Here is a 25,611-nt window from a genome sequence, read left to right on the forward strand (position 1 = left end):
TGCTGTTCGAACCGGGGCGCTCCCTGGTGGCCAACGCCGGCGTGCTGCTGACCCGCGTGGAGTACCTCAAGCACACCGAGCACAAGGACTTCGCCATCGTCGATGCGGCGATGAACGACCTGATCCGCCCGGCCCTGTACCAGGCCTGGATGGACATAGTGCCGGTGACTCCGCACGGCGGCGAAGTCTGCAGCTACGACGTGGTCGGACCGATCTGCGAGACCGGCGACTTCCTCGCCAAGGACCGCGAACTGGCCCTGGTCGAGGGCGACCTGCTGGCGGTGCGCTCGGCCGGTGCCTACGGCTTCGTCATGAGTTCCAACTACAACACCCGCGGCCGCGCCGCCGAGGTGCTGGTGGACGGCGAGCAGGCTCATCTGGTGCGCCGCCGGGAGACCCTCGAAGAACTCTATGCCGGCGAAAGCCTGCTGCCGGAGTGAGCCCATGCTGCTGCGCTTTACCAAGATGCACGGCCTCGGCAACGACTTCATGGTCCTCGACCTGGTCACCCAGCACGCGCACATCCAGCCCAAGCACGCCCGCCAGTGGGGCGACCGGCATACCGGGGTCGGCTTCGATCAGTTGCTGATCGTCGAACCGCCGAGCAACCCGGACGTGGACTTCCGCTACCGCATCTTCAATGCCGACGGCTCGGAGGTGGAGCAGTGCGGCAACGGTGCGCGCTGCTTCGCCCGTTTCGTGCTGGACAAGCGGCTGACCACCAAGAAGCTCATCCGGGTGGAAACCAAGAGCGGCATCATCGAACTGGACGTCCGCCCGGACGGCCAGATCTGCGTCGACATGGGCCCGCCGCGGCTGGAGCCGAAGGACATCCCCTTCCAGGCCGAAGCGGCGTCGCTGAGCTACCCGGTCTCGGTCGACGGTCGCCAGGTCGAGCTGGCCGCGGTCTCCATGGGCAACCCCCATGCGGTGCTGCGGGTCGACGACCTGGACAGCGCGCCGGTGCACGAGCTGGGGCCCAAGCTGGAGCACCATCCGCGCTTCCCGCAACGGGTCAACGTCGGCTTCCTCCAGGTCATCGACCGCCAGCGCGCCCGGTTGCGGGTCTGGGAGCGTGGCGCCGGCGAGACCCAGGCCTGCGGCACCGGCGCCTGCGCCGCCGCGGTGGCCGCCATCCGCCAGGGCTGGATGGATTCGCCGGTACAACTCGAACTGCCGGGCGGCCGCCTGTCCATTTCCTGGGCAGGTCCCGGCCAGCCGGTTATGATGACCGGGCCTGCCGTGCGCGTATTCGAAGGACAGATTCGCCTATGAACGGGTATCCGCCATGACCGACAAGACCTCTGCGCCAGCGCGTATCGATGCCGAGGCGGTGGCCGCCTATCTGGAAGCGAACCCGGAATTCTTTGTCGGCCGCGACGAACTGCTCGGCGAGCTCCACGTCCCGCACGAGACGGGAGCGGCGGTTTCGCTGGTGGAGCGGCAGATCAGGCTGCTGCGCGAGCGCAACCTCGATCTGCGCACACGCCTGTCGCAGCTGATGGACGTGGCCCGCGACAACGATCGCCTGTTCGACAAGACCCGCCGCCTGGTGCTCGACCTGCTCGACGCGCAGAGCGTCGAGGAAGTGGTCGGCCTGGTCGAGGACAGCCTGCGCCATGAGTTCAAGGTTCCCTTCGTCAGCCTGACCCTGTTCGGCGAGCACGCCAGCCCGGTCGGCCGCTGGGTCAGAGTCAGCGAGGCTCATCAGGCCATCGGCGGGCTGCTGGCGCGCAACAAGACCCTCTGCGGCGTCCTGCGCAGCCACGAGCTGGCCTTCCTGTTCGGCGAGGAACAGCAGCAGCTGATCGGCTCGGCCGCGGTGGCGGCCCTCGACCATCAGGGCCTGCACGGCGTGCTGGCGATCGGCAGCCCCGACCCGCAGCACTACAAGAGCAGCCTCGGCACCCTGTTCCTCGGCCATATCGCCGATGTCCTCGCCCGCCTGCTGCCGCGCCTGACACCCCCGCTGCGAACGGTGAGATAGCGATTGCGCCCGCTCGGAAGCGGGACGACCAGCCGTCCGATCCGGGCGCCCGGCTCCGCCGCGCAGGCATATCGGGTATGCGGGCCTGCTGCGACCCGGCCCTAGGAGTGATCCCCATGCAAGCCGACCTCGAAGCCTTCCTCGAACACCTGCGCAGTGAACGCCAGATGTCGGCGCACACCCTCGACGGCTACCGGCGCGACCTGTCCAAGGTGCTCGCCTGGTGCGAGCAGGAGCAGCTCGCCGCCTGGGCGGCGCTGGACACTGCGCGCCTGCGCCGGCTGGTCGCCCGCCTGCACCAGCAGGGCCAGTCCGGCCGCAGCCTCGCCCGCCTGCTCTCGGCGGTTCGCGGTCTCTACCGCTACCTGCTGCGCGAAGGGCGCTGCCGGCACGATCCGGCCGCCGGCCTGAGTCCGCCCAAGGGCGAGCGCCGGCTGCCGCGCGCCCTCGACGCCGACCGCACCCAGCAGTTGCTGGACGGGGCGGTCGAGGACGACTTCATCGCCCGCCGCGACCACGCCATCCTCGAACTCATCTATTCCTCCGGACTGCGCCTCGCCGAGCTGGTCGGGCTGGATCTCGACCGGCTCGACCTGCCCGCAGGACTGGTGCGGGTGCACGGCAAGGGCAACAAGGTGCGCGAACTGCCGGTGGGCCGTAAGGCCCGCGAGGCCCTGGCCGCCTGGTTGCCGCTGCGCGCGCTGACGCGGCCGGCCGACGGCGCGCTGTTCGTCAGCCGCCAGGGTCGCCGCATCGGACCGCGCGCGGTGCAGCTGCGAGTGCGTGAGGCCGGCGTGCGGGAGCTCGGCCAGCACCTGCACCCGCACATGCTGCGCCATAGCTTCGCCAGCCACGTCCTCGAGTCCTCCCAGGATCTGCGGGCGGTGCAGGAGCTACTCGGCCATGCCGACATCGCCACCACGCAGATCTACACCCACCTGGACTTCCAGCATCTGGCGGCCGTCTACGACCAAGCCCACCCGCGAGCGCGCCGCAACAAGAGCAGTGACGCATGAGCATTCGACTGATCACCTTCGACCTGGACGACACCCTCTGGGACGTCGCGCCGACCCTCGAGAGCGCGGAGGCGGCCCTGCGCGACTGGCTGGCGCGCAACGCCCCGCTCCTAGGCGGCGTTCCGGTCGAACATCTGTGGACGATCCGCAGCCGGCTGCTGGACGGGGAGCCGGCGCTGAAGCACCGCATCAGCGAACTGCGCCGCCGCGTCCTGTTCACAGCCCTGCAGGAGGCCGGCTACGCCGAGCCCGAAGCGCGGGAAATGGCCGAACAGGCGTTCCAGACCTTCCTCGCCGCGCGCCATGAGGTACAGATCTTTCCCGAGGTGCAGCCGACCCTCGAGGTCCTCGCCAACCGCTACCTCCTCGGCGTGCTGACCAACGGCAACGCCGACGTGCGCCGTCTGGGCCTGGCCGACTACTTCCGCTTCGCCCTCTGCGCCGAGGAACTGGGCATCGGCAAGCCGGACCCGCACCCCTTCCGCGAGGCGCTCAGGCTCGGCGGGGTGCCGGCCGAACAGGCGGTGCACATCGGCGACCACCCCGGCGACGACATCCAGGGCGCCCAGCGTGCCGGCCTGCGCGCGGTCTGGTTCAACCCCGGCGGCAAGCCCTGGAGCCACGAGGGCCGTCCCGATGCCGAAATCCGCAGTCTGGCCGAACTGCCAGCTCTGCTCGCCGGCTGGCGGGACTGAAGCGCAGGCGATGGACCTCGATGCTCCGGGGCACCCGGCGGGTACCGGCAGGTCCGACCGCCACTACCACCACTACCGGATGCTCCTGCCAACACTCGTCCTCTTCGCCGGGGCCCTCTCCGGCGGCATCCAGGCCCCCGGTCTGCTGGCCGGCATCCTGTTCGTCGGCTGGGTCCTCCCCTTCCGCCGGCGTCTGCCGGAAGGCCTGTGGCTGGCCGGCGTGCTGCTCGCCGGTCTGTCCCTGGCCGCCCATCTGCTACCCGGCTTCACGCCGCTGACGCTGGCCGCGCCACGCCGGATCAGTCCCGACGCGGCGCCCTATGCCGTGCGCCTGCACTGGGACAAGCTGCTGCTCGGCGCGATGCTGCTGGCCTGGTGGTGGACGGCGCGGCGCAGAGCGCCCGCGCGACCGCTGCGGGCCTGGGGCTGTGCGCTGGCGACGCTGGCGGCCGTGCCGGCTCTGGCTTTCGCCTTGGGACTGGTGGCCTGGCAGCCGAAATGGCCGCCGGAGTTGCTCCCCTGGCTGGCGGTCAATCTCGCCGGCACGGTGCTCGCCGAGGAGCTGCTGTTCCGCGGTCTGCTCCAGGGCATCCTGGTGAACCGCTGCGGCGTGCCCGGAGGAATCGCCCTGGGCGCCGCCCTGTTCGGCCTGGCGCACGCTCCGTTCGGCCCGGCATTCGCTCTGGTCGCCGGCGCGGCGGGTCTGGGTTATGGCTGGGTGATGCAGCTGTCCGGCCGTCTGGGCGCGACCGTCCTGCTGCACGCAGCGGTCAACCTGTCGCACTTCCTACTGTTGAGCTATCCGCTGTGCCTGGGCTGAAGGCATGAAAAAGGCGACCCGGGATCGCTCCAGGGTCGCCTTCTTGCACCGCCATCGATCAGGAATCAGATGGGGCGGCTACCGTACTTGCTATCCGGCTTCTTCGGCGGGTCGGCGACCACGTTGGGCTCGACTTCCTGCACCTTGCCGCCACGGGCGAGAAACTCCGCCATGGCGCGCTCCAGGGCTTCGCGCTCCCGCTGCTTGGCCTCGATGCTCGGCATTTCCTCCTCGCTGACGACGGCCTTGGACTTCTTGCCCGAAGCTACCGCCCGATCGCTGCCGTCGTCTTCATCGGCATCGCCTTCATCGGCGGCCTCGAGCTCCTCGCCCTCGTCCTCGTCGCCTGCTTCCAGTTCTTCTTGTTCCAGTTCTTCATCGCTCATGTTCGACCCTCACGACTTGCACACAGCAGGTTGGTTGTAGCCACGACAGCGGTCGCACTCGGGTCGACCGCCGCCAGATAAATCAGATCGCCTGGCCATGCAGGGTGGCCAGTACGCGACGGGCACCGCCATGTTCGCGGTGCTCGCCGAGGTAGATCCCTTGCCAGACGCCCAGGGCCAGGGTCCCGTCTCGCACCGGCAGACTCAGCTGGCAACCCAGCAGGCTGGCCTTGAAGTGCGCGGGCAGATCGTCGGGCCCCTCGTAGTCGTGCTCGTAGCCCTTCTCGCCCTGGGGGACCAGGCGGTTGAAGAAGCGCTCGAAGTCCCGACGCACCGCCCCGTCGGCATTTTCGTTGACCGTCAACGAAGCAGACGTGTGCTGCAGCCAGAGGTGTAACAGACCCACGCGACAAGTCGACAGTTCCGGCAGGGCTGCGAGCAGCTCCTCGGTCACCAGATGGAAGCCGCGCGGGCGCGGACGCAAGGTAATGGTCGTCTGTTTCCACATGATTATCACCAACCCGAGAAACTACCCCACTAGACGATAGGGCAAGCTCTGGCATGGGTTCAGGGCAGCGTTCGGCAGAGACCGGCTGCGCCTCGTGCCCCCCATTCGCGGACGATCGAGCTGCGCCGGATACGGGGCCTTGATGGTTGCGCGGGGAATTCTAGCGCGGCGCCAGAAAAAGCAAAGGGCGCCGTGAGCGCCCTTTGCGGATTTTGCCTGCGGCCGCGAAACCGGTAGCCCACGGCGGTAATGTCGGGATGCGCCGGGAGTCCCTTCAGCGCATACCCGGCTCACTCAGAGGCTGTAGCCCCGCTCGTTGTGCAGCGAGAGGTCGAGACCGACGGTTTCTTCCTCTTCGCCGACGCGCAGGCCCATCACCAGGTCGATGACCTTGAGGATCACGAAGGTGGCGATGGCGGTGTAGCCGACGGTGAAGATCACACCCTTGAACTGGACCCAGACCTGGGCGGCGATGTCTTCCACCTGACCGAAGCCACCCATGGCCGGTGCGGCGAACACGCCGGTCAGCAGGGCGCCGACGATACCACCGACGCCGTGCACGCCGAAGGCGTCCAGGGAGTCGTCGTAGCCGAGCGAGCGCTTCAGGCTGGTGGCGCAGAAGAAGCAGACCACGCCGGAAACCAGGCCGATCACGATGGCGCCCATCGGGCCGGCGGTGCCGGCCGCCGGAGTGATTGCGACCAGGCCGGCGACCACGCCCGAAGCGATACCCAGCGCGCTCGGCTTGCCGTGAGTGACCCACTCGGCGAACATCCAGCCCATGGCTGCGGCAGCGGTAGCGATCTGGGTGACCAGCATGGCCATGCCCGCCGTGCCGTTGGCGGCGACCGCCGAACCGGCGTTGAAGCCGAACCAGCCGATCCACAGCATGGCGGCACCGACCAGGGTGTAGCCGAGGTTATGCGGAGCCATGGCCACGCTCGGATAGCCCTTGCGCTTGCCCAGCACCAGGCAGGCGACCAGACCCGCGACGCCCGCGTTGATGTGGACCACGGTGCCACCGGCGAAGTCCAGCACGCCCCAGTCCCACATCAGACCGCCGACACCGGCCCAGACCATGTGGGCGATCGGCGCGTAGACCAGGACGAACCAGACCGCCATGAAGACCAACAGGGCCGAGAACTTCATGCGCTCGGCGAAGGCGCCGACGATCAGCGCCGGCGTGATGATGGCGAAGGTCATCTGGAAAGTGATGAAGACGCTTTCCGGGAAGGCACCGACCAGGCTGTCGGTGGTCAGTCCCTTGAGGAAGGCCTTGGACAGACCGCCGATGAAGGAATTGAAGTTCACCACCCCAGCCTCCATGCCGGTGGTGTCGAACGCCAGGCTGTAGCCGAAGATGACCCAGAGCAGGCTGATCAGACCGGTGATGGCGAAGCATTGCATCATCACCGAGAGAACGTTTTTCGAGCGCACCATGCCGCCGTAGAACAAGGCCAGGCCGGGAACGGTCATGAAGAGGACCAGCGCCGTCGAGGTGAGCATCCAAGCGGTATCGCCGGAGTTCAGCGTCGCTTCCTGGGCGCTGGCCAGGGTAGGCAAGAACAGGGATGTGAGGGCTGCTAGCCCTGCGCTTTTCCGCAGAGTCATAAAGGGGAATCTCCTGGGGCGAGGGGATCGGGGGCTTAGATCGCGTCTGTGCCGGTTTCGCCGGTACGGATGCGGATGGCCTGTTCCAGGTTGACGACGAAGATCTTGCCGTCGCCGATCTTGCCGGTGTTGGCAGCCTTGCTGATGGCCTCGATGACGCGATCCAGCTGGTCATCGGCGATGGCCACCTCGATCTTCACCTTGGGCAGGAAATCCACGACGTATTCGGCGCCGCGGTACAGTTCGGTATGGCCCTTTTGCCGGCCGAAACCCTTGACTTCGGTGACGGTAATGCCTTGCACCCCGATCTCCGACAGAGACTCACGTACGTCGTCCAGCTTGAACGGCTTGATGATGGCAGTGACTAGCTTCATGAAAACTCTCTCCGTGTAAGGTGGACTTGCCCCAGGTAATACCCCGGCTGCAAGTCTAAGCGCAGTGTCTGGCTTTTGAAACGCGCCGACGGCTCAAGGCCAGCCTTTTCGACAGCACCCGGCTATACGGCAAAGCTCCCATGCCTCGCCTAGGCAGCGGGCGACAAGAAGGAGCAACCTCATCCTCGCCCAAGCAGGAATCTTGCCAAAACTGCCTTATCCGCTACTCCAACCCGGTTTTCGCCCAGCGACAGCCATGAATCCGCAGAGAACTGCCAGCAAAAAGCCTCGACTTCCCGATATCCCATATATTTCATATTGTTATTTGCCCATTCGAGGACAGGTTCGCTGCCGGCCCACGCCCGCCACCTCCCAAGCACAATGCCAGCACGACGCGCCATTTGAGTGCAGCAACCGATCGGCTTCTGTTCAAAAACTGTGCACCCGTTCGACAGCGGCAAGGGGGACCATGCGTGCTAAACTGCCCGCCGATTGTTTCCGGAATCGCACCATGCTGCCGCCCAAAGCCCTGTTCGATACGCTCACCTCTCACGCCTCGCGCCTGTTCAACGGCGAAACGCCGCTGCCCCCCCGCGAATTCGAAGCGCAGTTCAAAGCCCTGCTGCAGAGCGCCTTCAGCCGGCTCGATCTGGTCAGCCGGGAAGAGTTCGACAGCCAGATGGTCGTCCTAGCCCGCACTCGCGCTCGCCTGGAAGCCCTCGAGGCCAAGGTGGCCGAACTGGAAGCCCGTCTGTCCCCCGAGCCCCAAACGCCGCCCAGCGAATAACCCCGCGGACGGCATGCGATCAAGGAGAGATCCATGTCCCTGGCCATCGTCCACAGCCGCGCCCAGGTAGGCGTCGAGGCGCCCGCCGTCACGGTGGAGGCACACCTGGCCAACGGCTTGCCGGCGCTGACCCTGGTCGGACTGCCGGAAACCGCGGTGAAGGAGAGCAAGGACCGGGTGCGCAGCGCCATCCTCACCTCCGGCTTCGACTTCCCGGCCCGGCGCATCACCCTCAACCTCGCCCCCGCCGACCTACCTAAGGACGGCGGGCGCTTCGATCTGGCCATCGCCCTCGGCATCCTCGCCGCCAGCGGCCAGTTGCCGGCCGAAAGCCTGGGCGCCCTGGAATGTCTGGGCGAGCTGGCCCTCTCCGGCAACCTGCGCCCGGTGCAGGGCGTCCTCCCGGCGGCACTGGCCGCCCGCGAGGCCGGACGCACCCTGGTGGTACCGCGGGCCAATGCCGAGGAGGCCAGCCTGGCCTCCGGACTGACCGTGCTGGCCGTAGACCACCTGCTGGAGCTGGCCGCCCACCTCAACGGCCAGAGCCCGCTTTCGCCCTACCAGGCCCAGGGCCTGCTGCGCCAGGCGCTCCCCTACCCCGACCTCGCCGAAGTGCAGGGCCAGGCCGCGGCCAAGCGCGCCCTGCTGGTGGCCGCGGCTGGCTGCCACAATCTTCTGTTCAGCGGCCCTCCCGGCACCGGCAAGACATTGCTGGCCAGCCGTCTGCCCGGCCTGCTGCCGCCGCTGGACGAACGCGAAGCCCTGGAAGTGGCGGCGATCCACTCGGTGGCCAGCCACGCGCCGCTCACAGCCTGGCCCCAGCGCCCGTTCCGCCAGCCGCACCACAGCGCTTCGGGGCCGGCCCTGGTCGGCGGCGGCAGCCGGCCGCGGCCCGGCGAGATCACCCTGGCCCACCAGGGTGTGCTCTTCCTCGACGAGTTGCCGGAATTCGACCGCAAGGTTCTGGAGGTCCTGCGCGAGCCCCTGGAAAGCGGCGAGATCGTCATCGCCCGGGCCAGCGACAAGGTGCGCTTTCCGGCGCGCTTCCAGCTGGTGGCGGCGATGAACCCCTGTCCCTGCGGTTACCTGGGCGACCCCAGCGGGCGCTGCCGCTGCACGCCCGAGCAGATCCAGCGCTACCGGGCGAAACTGTCCGGCCCGCTGCTGGATCGCATCGACCTGCACCTGAGCGTCGGCCGCGAGCCCACCGCCCTCGGCGCACCACGATTGGACGGCCCGGACACCGCCACGGCCGCCGCCGAGGTGGCCGTGGCGCGCGACCGGCAGATCAGGCGCCAGGGTTGTGCCAATGCCTTCCTCGACCTGCCCGGCCTGCACCAGCATTGCGCACTGACCGACGAAGACCGCCAGTGGCTGGAACGTGCCTGCGAGCGCCTCGGCCTGTCGCTGCGTGCCGCCCATCGCATCCTCAAGGTGGCCCGCACCCTGGCCGATCTCGAGGCGGCCGATGGCATCGGTCGCGGGCACCTGGCCGAGGCCCTGCAATACCGCGCCAGCACGGGCTGAGCGGGAAGCATCGCATCAGCGGTCAAGGCAGACAGCCAAACGCCTGATAAAATGCCGGGCTTTCCCCTTCCCAGCGAATCGCCCATGTCCCGACTCAATCCCCGGCAACAGGAAGCCGTGAACTACGTCGGCGGCCCGCTGCTGGTGCTCGCCGGCGCCGGCTCCGGCAAGACCAGCGTGATCACCCGCAAGATCGCCTACCTGATCCAGCAGTGCGGCATTCGTGCCCAGCACATCGTCGCCATGACCTTCACCAACAAGGCCGCGCGCGAGATGAAGGAGCGCGTCGGCCACCTGCTGCGCGGCGCCGAGGGCAAGGGGCTGACGGTTTCCACCTTCCACAACCTGGGCCTCAACATCATCCGCAAGGAGCATGCGCGGCTCGGCTACAAGCCCGGCTTCTCGATCTTCGACGAGGGCGACATCAAGGCGCTGCTCACCGACATCATGCAGAAGGAGTACTCGGGCGACGACGGCGTCGACGAGATCAAGAACTACATCGGCGCCTGGAAGAACGACCTGATCCTGCCCGAGGAAGCCCTGGAGAAGGCCCGCACGCCCAAGGAGCAGACCGCCGCCATCGTCTACCTGCACTACCAGCGCACCCTCAAGGCCTATAACGCGGTGGACTTCGACGACCTGATCCTGCTACCGGTGAAGCTGTTCCAGGAACACCCGGACGTGCTGCAGAAGTGGCAGAACCGCATCCGCTACCTGCTGGTCGACGAGTATCAGGACACCAACGCCAGCCAGTACCTGCTGGTCAAGCTCCTGGTCGGCACGCGCAACCAGTTCACCGTGGTCGGCGACGACGACCAGTCGATCTACGCCTGGCGCGGCGCGCGGCCGGAGAACCTGATGCTGCTGAAGGAGGATTACCCCTCGCTGAAGGTGGTGATGCTCGAGCAGAACTACCGCTCCACCAGCCGCATCCTCAAGTGCGCCAACGTGCTGATCGCCAACAACCCCCACGCCTTCGAGAAGCAGCTGTGGAGCGAGATGGGCCATGGCGACGAGATCCGCGTGATCCGCTGCCGCAACGAGGACGCCGAGGCCGAGCGGGTGGCCATGGAGATCCTCACCCTGCACCTGAAGACCGGCCGCCCCTACAGCGACTTCGCCATCCTCTACCGCGGCAACTACCAGGCCAAGCTGATGGAGCTGAAACTGCAGCACCACCAGATCCCCTATCGCCTCTCCGGCGGCACCAGCTTCTTCGCCCGTCAGGAGGTGAAGGACCTGATGAGCTACTTCCGCCTGCTGGTCAACCCGGACGACGACAACGCCTTCCTCCGCGTGATCAACGTGCCGCGCCGGGAGATCGGCTCGGCGACCCTGGAGAAGCTCGGCAACTACGCCAGCGAACGGAAGACCTCCATGTACCAAGCGGCCGGCGAACTCGGCCTCGGCGAGCATCTGGACAGCCGCTTCACCGAACGTCTGGCGCGCTTCACCCGCTGGATGGACGGCGTGCGCCAGCAGTGCGCGCAGAACGATCCGATCGCCGCCCTGCGCAGCATGGTGATGGACATCGACTACGAGAACTGGCTCAAGCAGAACGCCTCCAGCGACAAGGTCGCCGACGCGCGCATGGGCAACGTCTGGTTCCTCATCGACGCCCTGAAGAACACCCTCGAGAAAGACGAAGATGGCGAGATGACCATCGAGGAGGCCATCGGCAAGCTGGTCCTGCGCGACATGCTCGAGCGTCAGCAGGAAGAGGAGGAAGGTGCCGAGGGCGTGCAGATGCTCACCCTGCACGCCTCCAAGGGCCTGGAATTCCCCCACGTGTTCATCATCGGCGTGGAGGAGGAAATCCTCCCCCACCGCTCCAGCATCGAGGCCGACACCATCGAGGAGGAACGCCGCCTGGCCTACGTCGGCATCACCCGCGCGCGGGAGAACCTGGTGCTGACCTTCGCCGCCAAGCGCAAGCAGTACGGCGAGGTGATCGACTGCTCGCCGAGCCGCTTCCTCGACGAACTGCCCCCGGAAGACCTGGTCTGGGAAGGCCAGGAGGACGCTCCGGCGGAGGTGAAGACGGCCCGCGGCAAGAGCGCGCTGGCGGATATCCGGGCGATGCTCAAGCGCTGAACCGCATCCTCGAGCCGCCGGGCCGGCCGCGGATGCGCAGAGCCCCCGGTTCCCGACTATGCTGCTCTGAGAAGCCGGATCGGCCGGGAAGCGCGCGAAGGGAGGCGAAGATGGACGCAGACGGATTACTGGCCGCCGGGCTGTTGGCGGCAGGCATCGGGCTCGGCGCCACGCCGGGCGCCGCGGCCGAGCAGGAGGTGACCGCGCAGCAGGTGGTGTCCGCGATGGAGAAGGCCTTCGGCGTCACCCCGGGCGAGCGCCGCAACCACATCAAGGGCACCTGTGCCGCCGGCCGCTTCGTCGGCCTTCCCGCCGCGACCGCCTATAGCCGCTCGGCGCTGTTCTCCGGGCAACCGGTGCCGGTGGTCGCCCGCTTCTCGCTGGCCGGCGGCAATCCCAGGGCGCCGGACACGGCCAGGACCCCGCGCGGCATGGCCCTGGAGTTCCGCCTGGACGGCGGGGCGCTGCAGCACATGACCATGATCAACACCCCGGTGTTCGGCGCCGCGCAGCCGAAGACCTTCCTCGACCAGCTGCTCGCCATGCAGCCCGACCCGGCCACCGGCAAGCCCGATCCCGAGAAGCTCAAGGCCTTCCGCGCCAGCCACCCGGACAGCCTGGCCCAGGCGAAATTCCTCGAGGAGCACAATCCGCCGGCGAGCTTCGCCAACAGCAGCTATTTCGGCCTGCACACCTTCAGGTTCGTCGATCGGGATGGCCGGACCACACCGGTGCGCTGGCGCTTCGTGCCACAGGACGGGGAGCATCCGCTCTCCGACGAGGAGCTGAAGACCCTGCCGGCGGACTTCCTCGAACGGCGTCTGATCGAGCGCACCCGGCAGGGACCGCTGCGCTGGGACATGGTGCTGACCATCGGCCGGCCCGAAGACCCGCAGAACGATCCGAGCCGGACCTGGCCGGAAGACCGGCAGCAGGTGAAGGTCGGCACCCTGACCATCGACTCGGCGACGCCGCAGAAAGACGCCACCTGCGAGAAGATCAACTACGACCCGCTGGTGATGGCCGACGGCATCGCCCCGAGCGACGATCCGGTCCTGCACTTCCGTTCGCCGTCCTACGCCATTTCCTTCGCCAAACGCGCGGCCGGGCAGTGAGCGGGCGTTTTGAACACGGCGGCACGCTGCGGCAGAATGCCAGGCTTCGCCCGTCCGAGGTCAGCGTCATGGAGCAACTGAAGCAGAAGATCCGCGAGCAAGGCGTCGTGCTCTCGGACCAGGTCCTGAAGGTGGACGCCTTCCTCAATCACCAGATCGATCCCGTGCTGATGCAGCAGATCGGCCGGGAATTCGCCCGCCGCTTCCGCGATCAGCGCATCGACAAGATCGTCACCATCGAGGCCTCCGGCATCGCCCCGGCGCTGATGACCGCCCTGGAACTGGGCGTGCCGGTGATCTTCGCCCGCAAGCACCGCTCGCTGACCCTGACCGACAACCTGCTGAGCGCTTCGGTCTATTCCTTCACCAAGCAGGTGGAGAGCACCGTCGCCATTTCCGGCAGCCATCTCGCCGCCGGCGACCGGGTGCTGGTCATCGACGACTTCCTGGCCAACGGCCAGGCTGCCCTGGGGCTGGCCTCCATCATCCGCCAGGCCGGCGCGGAGATCGTCGGTATCGGCATCGTCATCGAGAAGTCCTTCCAGCCCGGACGGCAGGAGCTGGAGAAACGCGGCTATCGGGTCGAATCCCTGGCGCGCATCCAGGCGCTGCGGGACGGTCAGGTGAGTTTTCTGTAAATCCGCCTCGGCAATGGCGCCAGAAACGACGAAGCCGCCCGTGGGCGGCTTCGCTGATCACAGTCTCGATCAGAGACCGGACATCTTCTTGATGGCGCCTTTCAGCTCGTCTTCCGAGCAGTCGGCGCAGGTGCCTTTTGGCGGCATGGCGTTGCGGCCATTGACGGCGCTCTTCAGCAGCGCGTCCAGACCGCCGCGCTCGCTGGCGCGGGCCTTCCAAGCGGCGCTGTCGCCGACTTTCGGCGCATTCAGCAGGCCGGTGCCGTGGCAGGCGCCGCAGTACTTGGCAACGATTTCATCGCCGCCACGCGCAGCGCCGCCGGCGGCAGCCGCGGAGACGGCACCGACGCCCTTGCACTCCTGACCGGCGATACAGACTTCGCCGACCGGCTTCAGGCGTTCCGCGATTTCTTCGTTGGTCGCGGCCTGGGCGCTTACCGCCCACAGAGCCAACATAGCGACTGGTGCCGCAAACAGCTTGTTGATCAGGTTCACCCTTACCCCCTCATCGTGGCTAGTACGCCCGCTGGCATGGTATTCGCGAGCGGCGGCAGTATACCCCCTAGGCTGGCAGTCTGAAATAACTTGCAAGAATGCCCGGCCCGGAGCTGCGCGCCCGGCCTTGCAAAACTCCCGCTCACATGTTCGCCGGGGTGGTGGCGCTGATCAGGCGGGCCTGCAGATCGAACGGGTTGCGGAAACGGTGCGGTTTGCTGCTTTCGAAGTAATAGCTGTCGCCGCTTTCCAGAATGTAGGTCTGGCTGCCGATGCTGAGCTCCAGACGCCCCTCGATGAGGATGCCGGCCTCCTCGCCCTCGTGGACGAGCATTTCCTCGCCGGTGTCGGCGCCGGGCGGATAGGTCTCGGACAGGAAGGTCAGGTTGCGCCCCGGATGCGCCTTGCCGATCAGCTTCATGACCACCGGTCCGCTGGAGAGATCGCTCAGCTCGTCGGCCCGGTAGACCACCTGGGCGGCGTTCTCCGGCTCCAGATCGAGGGAGAAGAACTCCATCAGCGACATGGGGATGCCGCCGAGGACCTTCTTCAGGGAACTGATCGAGGGGCTGACGCTGTTCTTCTCGATCATCGAGATGGTGCTGTTGGTAACGCCCGCGCGCTTGGCGAGTTCGCGCTGGGAAAGGCCTTTGAGCTTGCGGATGGATTGCAGGCGAACGCCGACGTCCAAGGCGGGAGTCCTCTCGGGTGACTGTGCGGGCTGTGGTTCGGCGTATGATGGCAACAGCGTTCATTATTTACAACGCTCTGCCGAAAATTCTGCCCATGCGGGAGGCGAAGCGGACTCGCCTCCCGGAGCCGCCTCAGGCCTGGGCGGCGATGACCGACATCTCCACCAGCGCCTGCGACGAATACAGCCGGGCTTCGACGCAGGCCCGGGCCGGGGCGCAGCCGGCGGGCAGCCAGGCGTCCCAGACCACGTTCATGCCGGCGTAGTCGGCAGCCATGTCCTTCAGGTAGATGGTCACCGAGAGCAGCCGCGACTTGTCGCTGCCGGCCTCGGCCAGCAGGCGCTCGACGTTGGCCAGGGTCTGTCGGGTCTGCTCCTCGATATCCCCACTGTAGTCATCCGCCAGTTGCCCGGCCAGGTGGACGGTGCCGTTGTGGATGACGATTTCACTGTAGCGGGTTGCGCTGTGCAGACGCCGGATGGACATGCGAGGGGTTCTCCTGGGAATTGCCGTGGCGGGAAAGGCATGGCTCAGGGAGCGTCCCGCGGCTTTCGCCCGCCAGGTCGGCCCCAGCAGGCCATGATCGGGCCACAGTGTACCGCGCCCGGGTGGCCGACAGGGGCGGCCGATCGGCGGGAGGTGGCGCGGCGCACGCAGACGACCGCCCGGGAGCGTGCTGCCTGCGCCTCATCCCGGCCTCAGTGGGCCGGCGCCGGCTGGATCGGCCCGGAGTCGGAGCGGGACTTGCCGTAACGGGAGATATCCAGACCGGCCGGGCTGATCTGCGGGCGCTTTTTCGCCATCAGGTCGGCCAGCAGGCGACCGGAACCGCAGGCCATGGTCCAGCCCAGGGTGCCGTGTCCGGTGTTGAGGAACAGGTTGCGGTAGCGGGTCGGCCCGACGATCGGAGTGCCGTCCGGCGTCGCCGGGCGCAGGCCGGTCCAGAATTCCGCCTCCTGCAGCCGTCCGCCGTGCGGGTAGAGATCGTTCACCACCAGCTCCAGGGTCTCGCGCCGGCGCGGCTTGAGCGACAGGTCGAAACCGGAGATCTCGGCCATGCCGCCGACGCGGATGCGCTGGTCGAAACGGGTGATGGCGACCTTGTAGGTCTCGTCGAGGATGGTGGAAGTCGGCGCCATCGCCGGATCGCTGATGGGAATGGTCAGGGAGTAGCCCTTCAGCGGGTAGATCGGCGCCTTGATGCCCAGCGGCCGCAGCAATTGCGGCGAGTAGCTGCCGAGGGCCAGCACGTAGTGGTCGGCGGTCTCCAGCCGGCCGTCGATCCACACGCCGTTGATGCGTTCGCCGACCGCATCCAGCCGCTCGATGGTCCGGCCGAAGCGAAACTCGACGCCGAGCCCCTGGGCCAATTCCGCCAGCCGGTTGGTGAACAGATGGCAGTCGCCGGTCTCGTCGTTGGGCAGGCGCAGAGCGCCGACCAGCTTGTCGACGGTGCCGGCCAGGGCCGGCTCGACGCGGACGATACCGGCGCGGTCGAGCAGTTCATAGGGCACCCCCGAGCGCTCGAGGACGGCGATGTCCTTGGCGGCGGCATCCAGTTGCGCCTGGGTGCGGAACAACTGGGTGGTGCCCAGTTGGCGCCCCTCGTAATCAAGATCGGTCTCGGCGCGCAGCTCGTCGAGGCAGTCGCGACTGTATTCGGACAGACGCACCATGCGTTCCTTGTTCAGCGCATAGCGGGCGGCGGTGCAGTTGGCGAGCATTTGCGCCAGCCACAGGTACTGGCGGGTATCGGCGGTGGGTCTGATGGCCAGCGGCGCATGCCGCTGCAGCAGCCACTTGAGCGCCTTCAGCGGCACACCGGGCGCCGCCCAGGGCGAGGCGTAACCGGGCGAGATCTGGCCGGCGTTGGCGAAGCTGGTCTCCCTGGCCGGGCCGTCCGCGCGGTCGACCACGACCACCTCGAAGCCGGCACGAGCCAGATAGTAGGCACTGGTCGTACCGATCACCCCACTGCCGAGCACCAGAACACGCATGATGGTTCCTCCCTGAGGAAAGACGGAAAAATGCCGTATGACCGCAGTATATGAATTGGAAACCAGCGGATTTCACTATTTAACAGGCTATATTTGGCGAGAATTTCTGGCCCCAAAGGCTTTCACGGAGGAGTATCCACCATGCGAACCCAGCACCAGAGCCGGCGCGAGCTGGACCGGATCGACCGCAGCATCCTGCGCATCCTGCAGGAGGACGGACGCATCTCCTTCACCGAACTGGGCGAGCGCATCGGCCTGTCCACCACGCCCTGCACCGAGCGGGTCCGCCGCCTGGAGCGCGAGGGCATCATCATGGGCTATTCGGCACGACTGAACCCCCAGCACCTCGAGGCCAAGCTGCTGGTGTTCGTCGAGATCAGCCTGGCCTACAAGTCCGGGGATATCTTCGAGGAGTTCCGCCGCGCCGTGCTCAAGCTGCCCCAGGTGCTGGAATGCCATCTGGTTTCCGGCGACTTCGACTACCTGGTCAAGGCGCGCATCTCGGAGATGGCCTCCTACCGCAAGCTGCTCGGCGACATCCTGCTCAAACTGCCCCACGTGCGCGAGTCGAAGAGCTACATCGTCATGGAAGAGGTGAAGGAGAGCCTCAAGCTGCCGATTCCCGAGTGAGGCTCCGATGCCGCTACCGCCTCATCCTGCCGAGCCGCCACGACCAGACGGGCGGCGGATTGCCCGGCGGCCGGAAGGCAAGTACTCCGACGAAGGAGACGGGACCGACCGCCCCGCTTCCCCCTACAGCTTGATCCAGGTGGCTTTCAGCTCGGTGTACTTGTCGAAGGCGTGCAGCGACTTGTCGCGGCCGTTGCCGGACTGCTTGAAGCCGCCGAAAGGCGCGGTCATGTCGCCGCCGTCGTACTGGTTGACCCAGACGCTGCCGGCGCGCAGGGCACGGGCGGTCCTGTGAGCCTTGGACAGGTCGCGGGTCCAGAGCGCCGCGGCCAGACCGTAGGTCGTGTCGTTGGCGATGCGGATGGCCTCCTCCACCGTGTCGAAGGCTATCACCGAGAGCACCGGGCCGAAGATCTCCTCGCGGGCGATCTTCATGGCGTTGCCCACCCCGTCGAACAGGGTCGGCTCGACGTAGGTGCCGCCGGTCTCCTCGAGGATGCGCTTGCCGCCGGTCAGCAGCCTGGCGCCTTCGGCCCGGCCGGCCTCGATGTAGCCGAGCACGGTGTTGAGCTGCTGGCTGTCGACCAAGGCGCCGACGTTGGTTTCCGGGTCCAGCGGATGCCCCGGTTTCCAGCGCTTGAGGGCCTCCAGCACCAGCGGCAGGAATTCGTCCTTGATCGAGCGCTCGACCAGGAGGCGCGAGCCGGCGGTGCAGACCTCGCCCTGGTTGAAGGCGATAGCGCCGGCCGCGGCCTCGGCGGCGGCGGCGAGGTCCGGCGCGTCGGCGAAGACGATGTTCGGGCTCTTGCCGCCGGCCTCCAGCCAGACCCGCTTCATGTTCGACTCGCCAGCGTAGACCATCAGTTGCTTGGCGGTGCGGGTGGAACCGGTGAACACCAGGCAGTCGACGTCCATGTGCAGCGCCAGTGCCTTGCCGACCGTGTGGCCGTAGCCCGGTAGCACGTTGAGCACGCCGGCGGGGACCCCCGCCTCCAGTGCCAGGGCGGCGACGCGGATGGCGGTCAGCGGTGACTTCTCCGAGGGCTTGAGGATCACCGAGTTGCCGCTGGCCAGGGCCGGCCCCAGCTTCCAGCAGGCCATCAGCAGCGGGAAGTTCCACGGCACGATGGCCGCCACCACGCCGACCGGTTCGCGGGTGACCAGACCCAGCTCGTCGTGGGCGGTCGCCGCCACCTCGTCGTAGATCTTGTCGATCGCCTCGCCGTTCCAGCGGATCGCCCGCGCGGCGGCCGGGATGTCGATCCGCAGTGCGTCGCTGATCGGCTTGCCCATATCCAGGGTTTCCAGCAGGGCCAGCTCCTCGCGGTGCGCCTCCAGCAGCTCGGCGAAGCGGATCAGCACCGCCTTGCGCTTGACCGGCGCCAGCCGCGACCAGACGCCCGACTCGAAGGTCTGCCGCGCCACTGCCACCGCCAGATCGGCGTCGGCCGCATCGCAGCTGGCCACTTTCCCGAGCAGACGCCCGTCGATCGGGCTCAGGCAGTCGAAGGTGGCTCCGGAGACGGCCGCCCAGTACTTGCCATCGATGAAGGCGCGCCCTTCGACGGCCAGGCTCCTGGCTCGCTGTTCCCAGTCGGCGCGGGTTGGAGTGCTCATGCGGTCATCCTCTGATCAGTCAAGCGGTCCGGCCACCCTAAACCAGGGGACGGGGGCTTTCAACACGGAGGAAAACGGCCGCTCTTGCGCCGGACATAAAAAAACCCGCCGGGCTGGCGGGTTTCTTTCGACAAGGGCCGGACCAATTACTTGATCTTGGCTTCCTTGTAGATCACGTGCTTGCGCACAACCGGATCGTACTTCTTGATCTCGATCTTGTCGGGAGTGGTGCGCTTGTTCTTGTCGGTGGTGTAGAAGTGGCCAGTACCGGCGCTGGACACCAAACGGATCAGTTCACGCATGATTTACTCCTTAAACCTTCTCGCCGCGAGCACGCAGCTCGGCCAGCACTACGTCGATGCCACGCTTGTCGATGACACGCATGCCCTTGGCGGAAACGCGCAGACGCACGAAACGCTTCTCGGACTCGACCCAGAAACGATGGTACTGCAGGTTCGGCAGGAAACGACGACGGGTTTTGTTGTGTGCGTGGGAAATGTTGTTCCCGGTCACCGGACCCTTACCGGTCACTTGACAGACTCTCGACATGCCTCAGCCCTCTAAACCACATGCCCAACCCGGCATGGGTTGGCCGCTTATCTTTCAGTCATTTGGCGCTATTGCGCCGTTTCTTCGGGGTCTTACCGACCTTCGCCGCAGACGCGGGAAGCGGGCCCCTAGAAAAGAGCGCTGCTTTATATCAGAACCCCCCCTGCGAGGCAAGAATTGCAGCATGCGCGCCGGACTCTGCCACTCGGCCCGCTGCATGCCGGCCAAGGCCCGCTCGCAGGACAACCGTTGGTCGGCGCGGCGCGTTGTCGACCCGGGCGCCTTCGTCTAGGGTAGCAAGCTTCTGCGGACGGAGGCCGGACCGCCGCCATCCAGGAGTCACGCATGCGCCTTGCCCTTCTACCGTTGCTGTTCGCCCCGCTGCTGGCTCAGGCCGCCGCCCTCGTCGCCTGCACCGAGGCCAGCCCGGAGGGCTTCGATGTGGTCCGCTACAACGCCCTGACCACCACCAACGCCTCCGCCGACGTCCTGATGAACCGTCTGGTCGAGTTCGATGCCCAGAGCGACCGGCTGCAACCCGGTTTGGCGCAGAGCTGGCAGATTTCCGCGGACGGTCTCACCTACGATTTCCACCTGCGCGACGGCGTCGCCTTCCACCGCACACCCTGGTTCACACCCAGCCGCCCGCTCAGTGCCGAGGACGTGCTGTTCAGCTTCCGGCGCATGCTCGATCCCACCCATCCCTGGCATGCAACTTCGCCCAGCGGCTATCCGCATGCCCAGTCGCTGCAACTGGACGAGCTGGTCGCCAAGGTCGAGGCCGTGGGTCCCCGGCAGGTGCGCTTCACCCTGAAGCGGCCGGATGCCACCTTCCTCGCCACACTGAGCATGGGCTTCACCTCGATCTATTCCGCCGAGTACGCCGCCCAGCTGCAGGCCGCCAGCACCCCGGAGCGGCTCGACAGCCAGCCGGTAGGCACCGGCCCCTTCGTGCTCAAGCGCTATCAGAAGGATGCAGTGGTCCGCTACACCGCCCACCCGGACTACTTCGCCGGCAGGCCGGCGCTGGATGCCCTGATCTTCGCCATTACCCCGGATGCCAATGTGCGCCTGCAGCGCCTGCGCCGCCGCGAATGCCAGATCGCCCTGTCGCCCAAACCCCAGGACGTGGTCGCCGCGCGCAGCGATCCGACGCTCAAGGCGGTGACCACGCCAGCCTTCATGACCGCCTTCGTCGCCCTCAACAGCCAGCATCCGCCGCTGGACAGGCCCGAGGTGCGCCAGGCGATCAATCTCGCCTTCGACAAGGCCAGCTACCTGAAGGCGGTATTCGAGGATAGTGCCCAGCCGGCCGACGGCCCGCTGCCGCCGAACGCCTGGGGCTATGCGAAGGGTCTGCCCAGCTATCCCCACGATCCGGCCTTGGCCCGCGAGCTGCTGAACCGGGCGGGACTGCCGCACGGCTTCCAGACCACCATCTGGACCCGCGCCTCAGGCAGCCTGCTCAACCCCAACCCCGGCCTCGGCGCGCAACTGCTGCAGGCTGACCTGGCCAGGGTCGGTATCCGGGCCGAGATCCGCGTGATCGAATGGGGCGAGCTGATCCGCCGCGCCAAGGCCGGCGAGCACGACCTGCTGTTCATGGGCTGGGCCGGCGACAACGGCGACCCGGACAACTTCCTCAGCCCGCAATTCGCCTGCGCCTCGCTGCGTTCCGGGCTGAATTTCGCCCGCTACTGCGACCCGCGGCTCGACCGCCTGATCGCCGAGGGCAGACGCCGTAGCGATCCGGACGAACGCCTCCGGCTATATAAGGAGGCGCAACAGCTGATCCACGAACAGGCCCTGTGGCTGCCGCTGGCTCATCCGACCGCCGCGGCCCTGACCCGCACCAACGTCGAGGGCTACCGGGCCAACCCGTTCGGGCGGCAGGACTTCAGCCAGGTGCGGATCGAGGACCGCTGAGCTCAGATCCAGCCCTGCTCGGCCATGGACAGCGGCTCGCCGTCGCCGACGATGAAGTGATCGAGTACGCGCACGTCGATCAGCGCCAGGGCTTCCTTCAGACGCTGGGTCAGGCTGCGGTCGGCCTGACTCGGCTCGGCGACGCCGGAGGGATGGTTGTGGGTCAGGATCAGCGCCGCGGCGTTGTGCGCCAGGGCGCGCTTGACCACCTGCCGCGGGTAGACGCTGGCGCCGTCGACAGTGCCCTGGAACAACGCTTCGAAAGCCAGCACCCGGTGCTTGGAATCGAGGAACAGGCAGCCAAAGATCTCATGGGGCTCGTGACGCAGGCGCGCCTTCAGATAGTCGCGCACCGCCTGCGGGCTTTCCAGCGCCGAGTCGCGGCGCAGGCGCTCGGCCAGGTGACGACGGGACATCTCCAGCACCGCCTGCAACTGGGCGAACTTGGCCGGCCCCAGCCCGAGACGCCGGCTGAAGGAGGGCAGATCGGCCTCCAGCAGCGCGCGCAGGCTGCCGAAGTCGTTCAGCAGATGGCGGGCCAGGTCCACCGCACTCTGCCCGACCACGCCGGTACGCAGGAAGATCGCCAGCAGCTCGGCATCGGTCAGCGCCGCGGCGCCCTGATCTAGCAGTTTTTCCCGCGGCCGCTCCGCCGCCGGCCAGTCACGAATGCTCATGTCTCCTCCCTGTCGAGCCGTCCGCTGTTCCACTGCGGGCGCTGTGCTATCTTAGCCGATCCCTTTCGACCGGCCGTGACGAGGAGCACGATCAGGCCGGTGATCCACACCATAAAAAAACAAGGCGGACCTATGCAGCGGCTGTATCGGAAACGCATCGTCCTGGGCGTCGGCGGCGGGATTGCCGCCTACAAGAGCGCGGAGCTGATCCGTCGCCTGCGCGACCAGGGTGCGGAAGTCCAGGTGGTGATGACCCAGGCCGGGCGCGAGTTCATCACGCCCCTGACCCTGCAGGCCCTGTCCGGCCACCCGGTACATCTCGATCTGCTCGACCCCGCCGCCGAAGCGGCCATGGGCCATATCGAGCTGGCCCGCTGGGCCGACCTGGTGCTGATCGCCCCGGCCACCGCCGACCTGATGGCGCGCCTGGCCCAGGGCATCGCCAACGATCTCCTGACTACCCTGGCGCTCGCCACCGACGCCCCGCTGGCCCTGGCGCCGGCGATGAACCAGGCCATGTGGCGCGACCCGGCAACCCAGGCCAACGCCCGCCTGCTGGCCGAGCGCGGCCTGAGTCTGTTCGGCCCCGCCGAAGGCAGCCAGGCCTGCGGCGATGTAGGCCCGGGACGGATGCTGGAGCCCGGCGAGATCGCCGAGCGGGTCGCCGGCTGCTTCCAGGGCGGCCGCCTGACCGGCCGCCACGTGCTGATCACTGCCGGCCCGACCCAGGAAAACATCGACCCGGTGCGTTACATCACCAACCACAGCTCCGGCAAGATGGGCTTCGCCCTGGCCGAGGCCGCCGCCGAGGCCGGCGCCCGCGTCACCCTGGTCAGCGGCCCGGTGCACCTGCCGACGCCGGATCGGGTCGACCGCATCGACGTGGTCAGCGCCCGCGACATGCTCGCCGCCTGCGAGGCGGCGATGCCCTGCGACCTCCTCATCGCTGCCGCCGCGGTGGCCGATTACCGTCCCGAGGTGGTCGCCCCGCAGAAGCTCAAGAAGGACCCGAGCAGCGGCGACGGACTGCTCCTGCAACTGGTGCGCAACCCGGACATCCTCGCCACCCTGGCGCAGCGTCCGGACCGCCCGTTCAGCGTCGGCTTCGCCGCCGAGACCGAGAACCTGCTGGAATACGCCACGCGCAAGCTCAAGGCGAAGAACCTCGATCTCATCGTCGCCAACGACGTGGCCAACCCCGGCATCGGCTTCAACAGCGAGGAGAATGCGGTCACCGTGATCGACCGCGCCCAGCAGGAGATCCGTTTCGCCCAGACCAGCAAGGGCAAAATCGCCCGTCAGCTGATCGCCTTCATCGCCGACCATATGGACCAAGCCTGATTTCCCATGCATAGCCTGCAAGCCAAGATCCTCGACCCCCGCCTGGGCAGCGACTTCCCGCTGCCCACCTACGCCACCGCCGGTTCCGCCGGCCTCGACCTGCGCGCCATGCTCCAGGAAGACCTGACCCTCGAGCCCGGCCAGACTGCCCTAATCTCCACCGGACTGGCGATCCACATTGCCGATCCCGGGCTGGCCGCGCTGATCCTTCCGCGCTCCGGACTCGGCCACAAGCACGGCATCGTCCTCGGCAATCTGGTCGGCCTGATCGACTCGGACTACCAGGGCGAACTCATGGTCTCCTGCTGGAATCGCGGCCAGAGCGCGTTCCGCATTTCGGTCGGCGAGCGCATCGCCCAACTGGTGCTGGTGCCGGTGGTCCAGGCGCATTTCGAGCTGGTCGACAGCTTCGACGAGAGTCAGCGCGGCGCCGGCGGTTTCGGTCATTCGGGCAGCCACTGATGGCGGAACTCTGCGCCGGCTCGCCCCTCAAACTAGCTGGCCTGGCCGGATGACGATGGCCAGGCCGGACCTTCTCCCCACGTCGGTCGCCCGCCGTTCCAGTTCAAACGACTTGCTCGACATGGATATCCTCGACGTAGACCGGACCGATGCCGGTCTGGACATATCGGAGCGCTACCCTGCATGAATAGCTTCCAGAAAGCCCCCCACCTGCCCGCCAGCATCTTCCGGGCATACGACATCCGCGGCGTGGTCGGCGACAGCCTGACCCCGGAAACCGCCTACTGGATCGGCCGTGCCATCGGCTCGGAAAGCCTCGCCAAGGGCGAGCCGAACGTCTCCGTCGGACGCGACGGTCGTCTGTCCGGCCCCTCGCTGGTCGAGCAGTTGATCCTCGGCCTGCGCGACAGCGGCTGCCAGGTCAGCGACGTCGGCATGGTACCGACCCCGGTGCTCTACTACGCCGCCAACATCCTCGACGGCAAATCCGGCGTGCAGCTCACCGGCAGCCACAACCCGCCGGACTACAATGGCTTCAAGATCGTCATCGCCGGCGACACCCTGGCCAACGAGCAGATCCAGGCTCTGCGCGAGCGCATCGAGAACAACGACCTGCCCGAGGGCGAGGGTCGCGTCGAGCAGGTCGACGTGCTGGAACGCTACTTCCAGCAGGTCAGCGGCGACATCCGCCTGGCACGCAAGCTGAAAGTAGTGGTCGACTGCGGCAACGGGGTCGCCGGCGTGATCGCCCCGCGCCTGCTCGAAGCCATCGGCTGTGAAGTGATCCCAATGTTCTGCGAAGTCGACGGACACTTCCCCAACCACCATCCGGACCCGGGCAAGCCGGAGAACCTGAAGGACCTGATCGCCCGGGTCGCCAGCGAGAAGGCCGACCTGGGCCTGGCCTTCGACGGCGACGGCGACCGCGTCGGCGTGGTGACCAACAGCGGCGCCATCATCTATCCCGACCAGCTCCTGATGCTCTTCGCCAAGGACGTGGCCTCGCGCAACCCCGGCGCCGAGATCATCTTCGACGTCAAGTGCACCCGCCGCCTGACTCCGCTGATCAAGGCCAGCGGCGGCCGTCCGCTGATGTGGAAGACCGGCCACTCGCTGATCAAGAAGAAGATGAAGGAGTCCGGCGCCCTGCTCGCCGGCGAGATGAGCGGACACGTGTTCTTCAAGGAGCGCTGGTTCGGCTTCGACGACGGCATCTACAGCGCCGCACGCCTGCTGGAGATCCTCGCCAAGGATTCGCGCAATGCCGACCAGGTGTTCGCCGATTTCCCGGTCGACCTCTCCACCCCGGAGATCAACATCAAGGTCACCGAAGAGAGCAAGTTCAGCATCATCGAGGCCCTGCAGCGCGACTCCCAATGGGGCGCAGGCGCCGAGGTGAGCACCCTGGACGGCGTGCGCGTCGACTATCCGAAGGGCTGGGGCCTGGTACGCGCCTCCAACACCACCCCCGTACTGGTGCTGCGCTTCGAGGCCGAGAGCGCCGAGGAACTGCAACGCATCCAGGAAGTGTTCCGTGCACAGCTTTATACTGTCGCGCCGGATCTGAAGCTGCCGTTCTAACCCACGCAGCCAGCCGAGGCCGATTCCCGCCCGCCGCGGGGATCGGCCTTTCGCCATCTGGATGGCACCCGATCATCGCTACGCCC

27 protein-coding genes and 1 pseudogene are annotated in these 25,611 nt (G+C 67.2%); 16 read left to right on the forward strand and 12 right to left on the reverse strand.

The window, feature by feature from the left end:
- From ACFOJE_RS13295 to ACFOJE_RS13320, 6 genes are all read left to right on the forward strand, one after another.
- Positions 1-440 (forward strand): diaminopimelate decarboxylase family protein (locus ACFOJE_RS13295; protein ID WP_377814861.1); only part of this gene is annotated, 440 nt, incomplete at its 5' end.
- Between the two features lie 4 nt (positions 441-444).
- Positions 445-1,275 carry a diaminopimelate epimerase gene (gene dapF, locus ACFOJE_RS13300; protein ID WP_377814862.1) on the forward strand — a complete coding sequence of 277 codons (831 nt, stop codon included), beginning with the start codon at positions 445-447 and terminating at the stop codon, positions 1,273-1,275.
- Between the two features lie 13 nt (positions 1,276-1,288).
- Entirely contained in the window at positions 1,289-1,987 is a 699-nt protein-coding gene (locus ACFOJE_RS13305; RefSeq protein WP_377814863.1) for a DUF484 family protein, read from the forward strand.
- Between the two features lie 116 nt (positions 1,988-2,103).
- Positions 2,104-3,003, forward strand: coding sequence for a tyrosine recombinase XerC (xerC, locus tag ACFOJE_RS13310; protein ID WP_377814864.1), 900 nt, complete (start codon positions 2,104-2,106; stop codon positions 3,001-3,003).
- Complete coding sequence (locus ACFOJE_RS13315; protein WP_377814865.1) at positions 3,000-3,698, forward strand: HAD family hydrolase; 699 nt, start codon at positions 3,000-3,002, stop codon at positions 3,696-3,698. The genes xerC and ACFOJE_RS13315 overlap by 4 nt, the downstream gene beginning before the upstream one ends.
- Before the next feature lie 79 nt (positions 3,699-3,777).
- Entirely contained in the window at positions 3,778-4,518 is a 741-nt protein-coding gene (locus ACFOJE_RS13320) for a CPBP family intramembrane glutamic endopeptidase (protein ID WP_377815049.1), read from the forward strand.
- Positions 4,519-4,583: 65 nt separating this feature from the next.
- Here ACFOJE_RS13320 and sutA read toward each other — a convergent pair whose 3' ends face one another.
- The 4 genes from sutA to glnK all read right to left on the reverse strand — a co-directional run bounded on the left by sutA (position 4,584) and on the right by glnK (position 7,397).
- The gene (gene sutA, locus ACFOJE_RS13325) at positions 4,584-4,904 is read right to left on the reverse strand and encodes a transcriptional regulator SutA (protein ID WP_377814866.1); all 321 of its coding nucleotides are present in this window, start codon (positions 4,902-4,904) and stop codon (positions 4,584-4,586) included.
- A gap of 82 nt (positions 4,905-4,986) precedes the next feature.
- The gene (locus ACFOJE_RS13330) at positions 4,987-5,412 is read right to left on the reverse strand and encodes a secondary thiamine-phosphate synthase enzyme YjbQ (protein WP_377814867.1); all 426 of its coding nucleotides are present in this window, start codon (positions 5,410-5,412) and stop codon (positions 4,987-4,989) included.
- A 294-nt stretch (positions 5,413-5,706) separates the two neighbouring features.
- Positions 5,707-7,023 carry an ammonium transporter gene (locus ACFOJE_RS13335; protein WP_377814868.1) on the reverse strand — a complete coding sequence of 439 codons (1,317 nt, stop codon included), beginning with the start codon at positions 7,021-7,023 and terminating at the stop codon, positions 5,707-5,709.
- Positions 7,024-7,058: 35 nt separating this feature from the next.
- Complete coding sequence (glnK, locus tag ACFOJE_RS13340) at positions 7,059-7,397, reverse strand: P-II family nitrogen regulator (RefSeq protein ID WP_377814870.1); 339 nt, start codon at positions 7,395-7,397, stop codon at positions 7,059-7,061.
- A 511-nt stretch (positions 7,398-7,908) separates the two neighbouring features.
- On the opposite strand from glnK, the gene ACFOJE_RS13345 reads away from it, so the two are divergent.
- The 5 genes from ACFOJE_RS13345 (at position 7,909) to ACFOJE_RS13365 (ending at position 13,558) form a co-directional block, all read left to right on the forward strand.
- Entirely contained in the window at positions 7,909-8,184 is a 276-nt protein-coding gene (locus ACFOJE_RS13345) for an accessory factor UbiK family protein (protein ID WP_377814871.1), read from the forward strand.
- Positions 8,185-8,217: 33 nt separating this feature from the next.
- On the forward strand, positions 8,218-9,711 hold the full coding sequence (locus ACFOJE_RS13350; protein ID WP_377814873.1) for a YifB family Mg chelatase-like AAA ATPase: 1,494 nt from the start codon (positions 8,218-8,220) through the stop codon (positions 9,709-9,711).
- A gap of 84 nt (positions 9,712-9,795) precedes the next feature.
- Positions 9,796-11,805 carry a DNA helicase Rep gene (rep, locus tag ACFOJE_RS13355; RefSeq protein ID WP_377814874.1) on the forward strand — a complete coding sequence of 670 codons (2,010 nt, stop codon included), beginning with the start codon at positions 9,796-9,798 and terminating at the stop codon, positions 11,803-11,805.
- Between the two features lie 110 nt (positions 11,806-11,915).
- Positions 11,916-12,920, forward strand: a complete 1,005-nt coding sequence (locus tag ACFOJE_RS13360) for a catalase family peroxidase (RefSeq protein WP_377814875.1) — start codon at positions 11,916-11,918, stop codon at positions 12,918-12,920.
- 68 nt (positions 12,921-12,988) lie between these two features.
- Positions 12,989-13,558 carry a xanthine phosphoribosyltransferase gene (locus ACFOJE_RS13365; protein ID WP_377814876.1) on the forward strand — a complete coding sequence of 190 codons (570 nt, stop codon included), beginning with the start codon at positions 12,989-12,991 and terminating at the stop codon, positions 13,556-13,558.
- Between the two features lie 69 nt (positions 13,559-13,627).
- On the opposite strand, the gene ACFOJE_RS13370 is transcribed toward ACFOJE_RS13365, so the two are convergent.
- The 4 genes from ACFOJE_RS13370 to dadA all read right to left on the reverse strand — a co-directional run bounded on the left by ACFOJE_RS13370 (position 13,628) and on the right by dadA (position 16,742).
- On the reverse strand, positions 13,628-14,053 hold the full coding sequence (locus ACFOJE_RS13370) for a c-type cytochrome (RefSeq protein ID WP_377814877.1): 426 nt from the start codon (positions 14,051-14,053) through the stop codon (positions 13,628-13,630).
- A 142-nt stretch (positions 14,054-14,195) separates the two neighbouring features.
- A complete protein-coding gene (locus ACFOJE_RS13375; protein ID WP_377814878.1) occupies positions 14,196-14,744 on the reverse strand; it encodes a cupin domain-containing protein in 549 nt (182 codons plus the stop codon).
- Between the two features lie 133 nt (positions 14,745-14,877).
- Positions 14,878-15,231, reverse strand: coding sequence for a RidA family protein (locus tag ACFOJE_RS13380; protein WP_377814879.1), 354 nt, complete (start codon positions 15,229-15,231; stop codon positions 14,878-14,880).
- A 212-nt stretch (positions 15,232-15,443) separates the two neighbouring features.
- A complete protein-coding gene (gene dadA, locus ACFOJE_RS13385) occupies positions 15,444-16,742 on the reverse strand; it encodes a D-amino acid dehydrogenase (RefSeq protein ID WP_377814880.1) in 1,299 nt (432 codons plus the stop codon).
- Between the two features lie 141 nt (positions 16,743-16,883).
- Between dadA and ACFOJE_RS13390 the strand changes: the two genes are divergently transcribed.
- A complete protein-coding gene (locus ACFOJE_RS13390; protein WP_377814882.1) occupies positions 16,884-17,372 on the forward strand; it encodes an Lrp/AsnC ligand binding domain-containing protein in 489 nt (162 codons plus the stop codon).
- A gap of 123 nt (positions 17,373-17,495) precedes the next feature.
- On the opposite strand, the gene ACFOJE_RS13395 is transcribed toward ACFOJE_RS13390, so the two are convergent.
- The 3 genes from ACFOJE_RS13395 to rpmB form a co-directional block, all read right to left on the reverse strand.
- Positions 17,496-18,989 carry an aldehyde dehydrogenase gene (locus ACFOJE_RS13395; RefSeq protein ID WP_377814884.1) on the reverse strand — a complete coding sequence of 498 codons (1,494 nt, stop codon included), beginning with the start codon at positions 18,987-18,989 and terminating at the stop codon, positions 17,496-17,498.
- A gap of 146 nt (positions 18,990-19,135) precedes the next feature.
- Positions 19,136-19,291, reverse strand: coding sequence for a 50S ribosomal protein L33 (rpmG, locus tag ACFOJE_RS13400; protein ID WP_012703270.1), 156 nt, complete (start codon positions 19,289-19,291; stop codon positions 19,136-19,138).
- A 10-nt stretch (positions 19,292-19,301) separates the two neighbouring features.
- Positions 19,302-19,538, reverse strand: coding sequence for a 50S ribosomal protein L28 (gene rpmB, locus ACFOJE_RS13405; protein WP_377814885.1), 237 nt, complete (start codon positions 19,536-19,538; stop codon positions 19,302-19,304).
- Positions 19,539-19,883: 345 nt separating this feature from the next.
- Here rpmB and ACFOJE_RS13410 point away from each other — a divergent pair, with 345 nt between their 5' ends.
- Entirely contained in the window at positions 19,884-21,464 is a 1,581-nt protein-coding gene (locus tag ACFOJE_RS13410; RefSeq protein ID WP_377814886.1) for an ABC transporter substrate-binding protein, read from the forward strand.
- Positions 21,465-21,466: 2 nt separating this feature from the next.
- On the opposite strand, the gene radC is transcribed toward ACFOJE_RS13410, so the two are convergent.
- Positions 21,467-22,141, reverse strand: coding sequence for a RadC family protein (gene radC, locus ACFOJE_RS13415; RefSeq protein ID WP_377814888.1), 675 nt, complete (start codon positions 22,139-22,141; stop codon positions 21,467-21,469).
- A gap of 132 nt (positions 22,142-22,273) precedes the next feature.
- Between radC and coaBC the strand changes: the two genes are divergently transcribed.
- The 3 genes and pseudogenes from coaBC to ACFOJE_RS13430 all read left to right on the forward strand — a co-directional run.
- Positions 22,274-23,482 (forward strand): bifunctional phosphopantothenoylcysteine decarboxylase/phosphopantothenate--cysteine ligase CoaBC, encoded by a 1,209-nt coding sequence (gene coaBC, locus ACFOJE_RS13420; protein ID WP_377814889.1) that lies wholly within the window; start codon positions 22,274-22,276, stop codon positions 23,480-23,482.
- A 6-nt stretch (positions 23,483-23,488) separates the two neighbouring features.
- Positions 23,489-23,944 (forward strand): dUTP diphosphatase, encoded by a 456-nt coding sequence (gene dut, locus ACFOJE_RS13425; protein WP_377814890.1) that lies wholly within the window; start codon positions 23,489-23,491, stop codon positions 23,942-23,944.
- Between the two features lie 109 nt (positions 23,945-24,053).
- A pseudogene (locus ACFOJE_RS13430) lies at positions 24,054-25,525 on the forward strand (phosphomannomutase/phosphoglucomutase); the annotation flags it as partial.
- Between the last annotated feature and the right edge of the window lie 86 nt (positions 25,526-25,611).

It is taken from the genome of Azotobacter bryophylli (genome assembly GCF_042643485.1).
GTDB lineage: Bacteria > Pseudomonadota > Gammaproteobacteria > Pseudomonadales > Pseudomonadaceae > Azotobacter > Azotobacter bryophylli.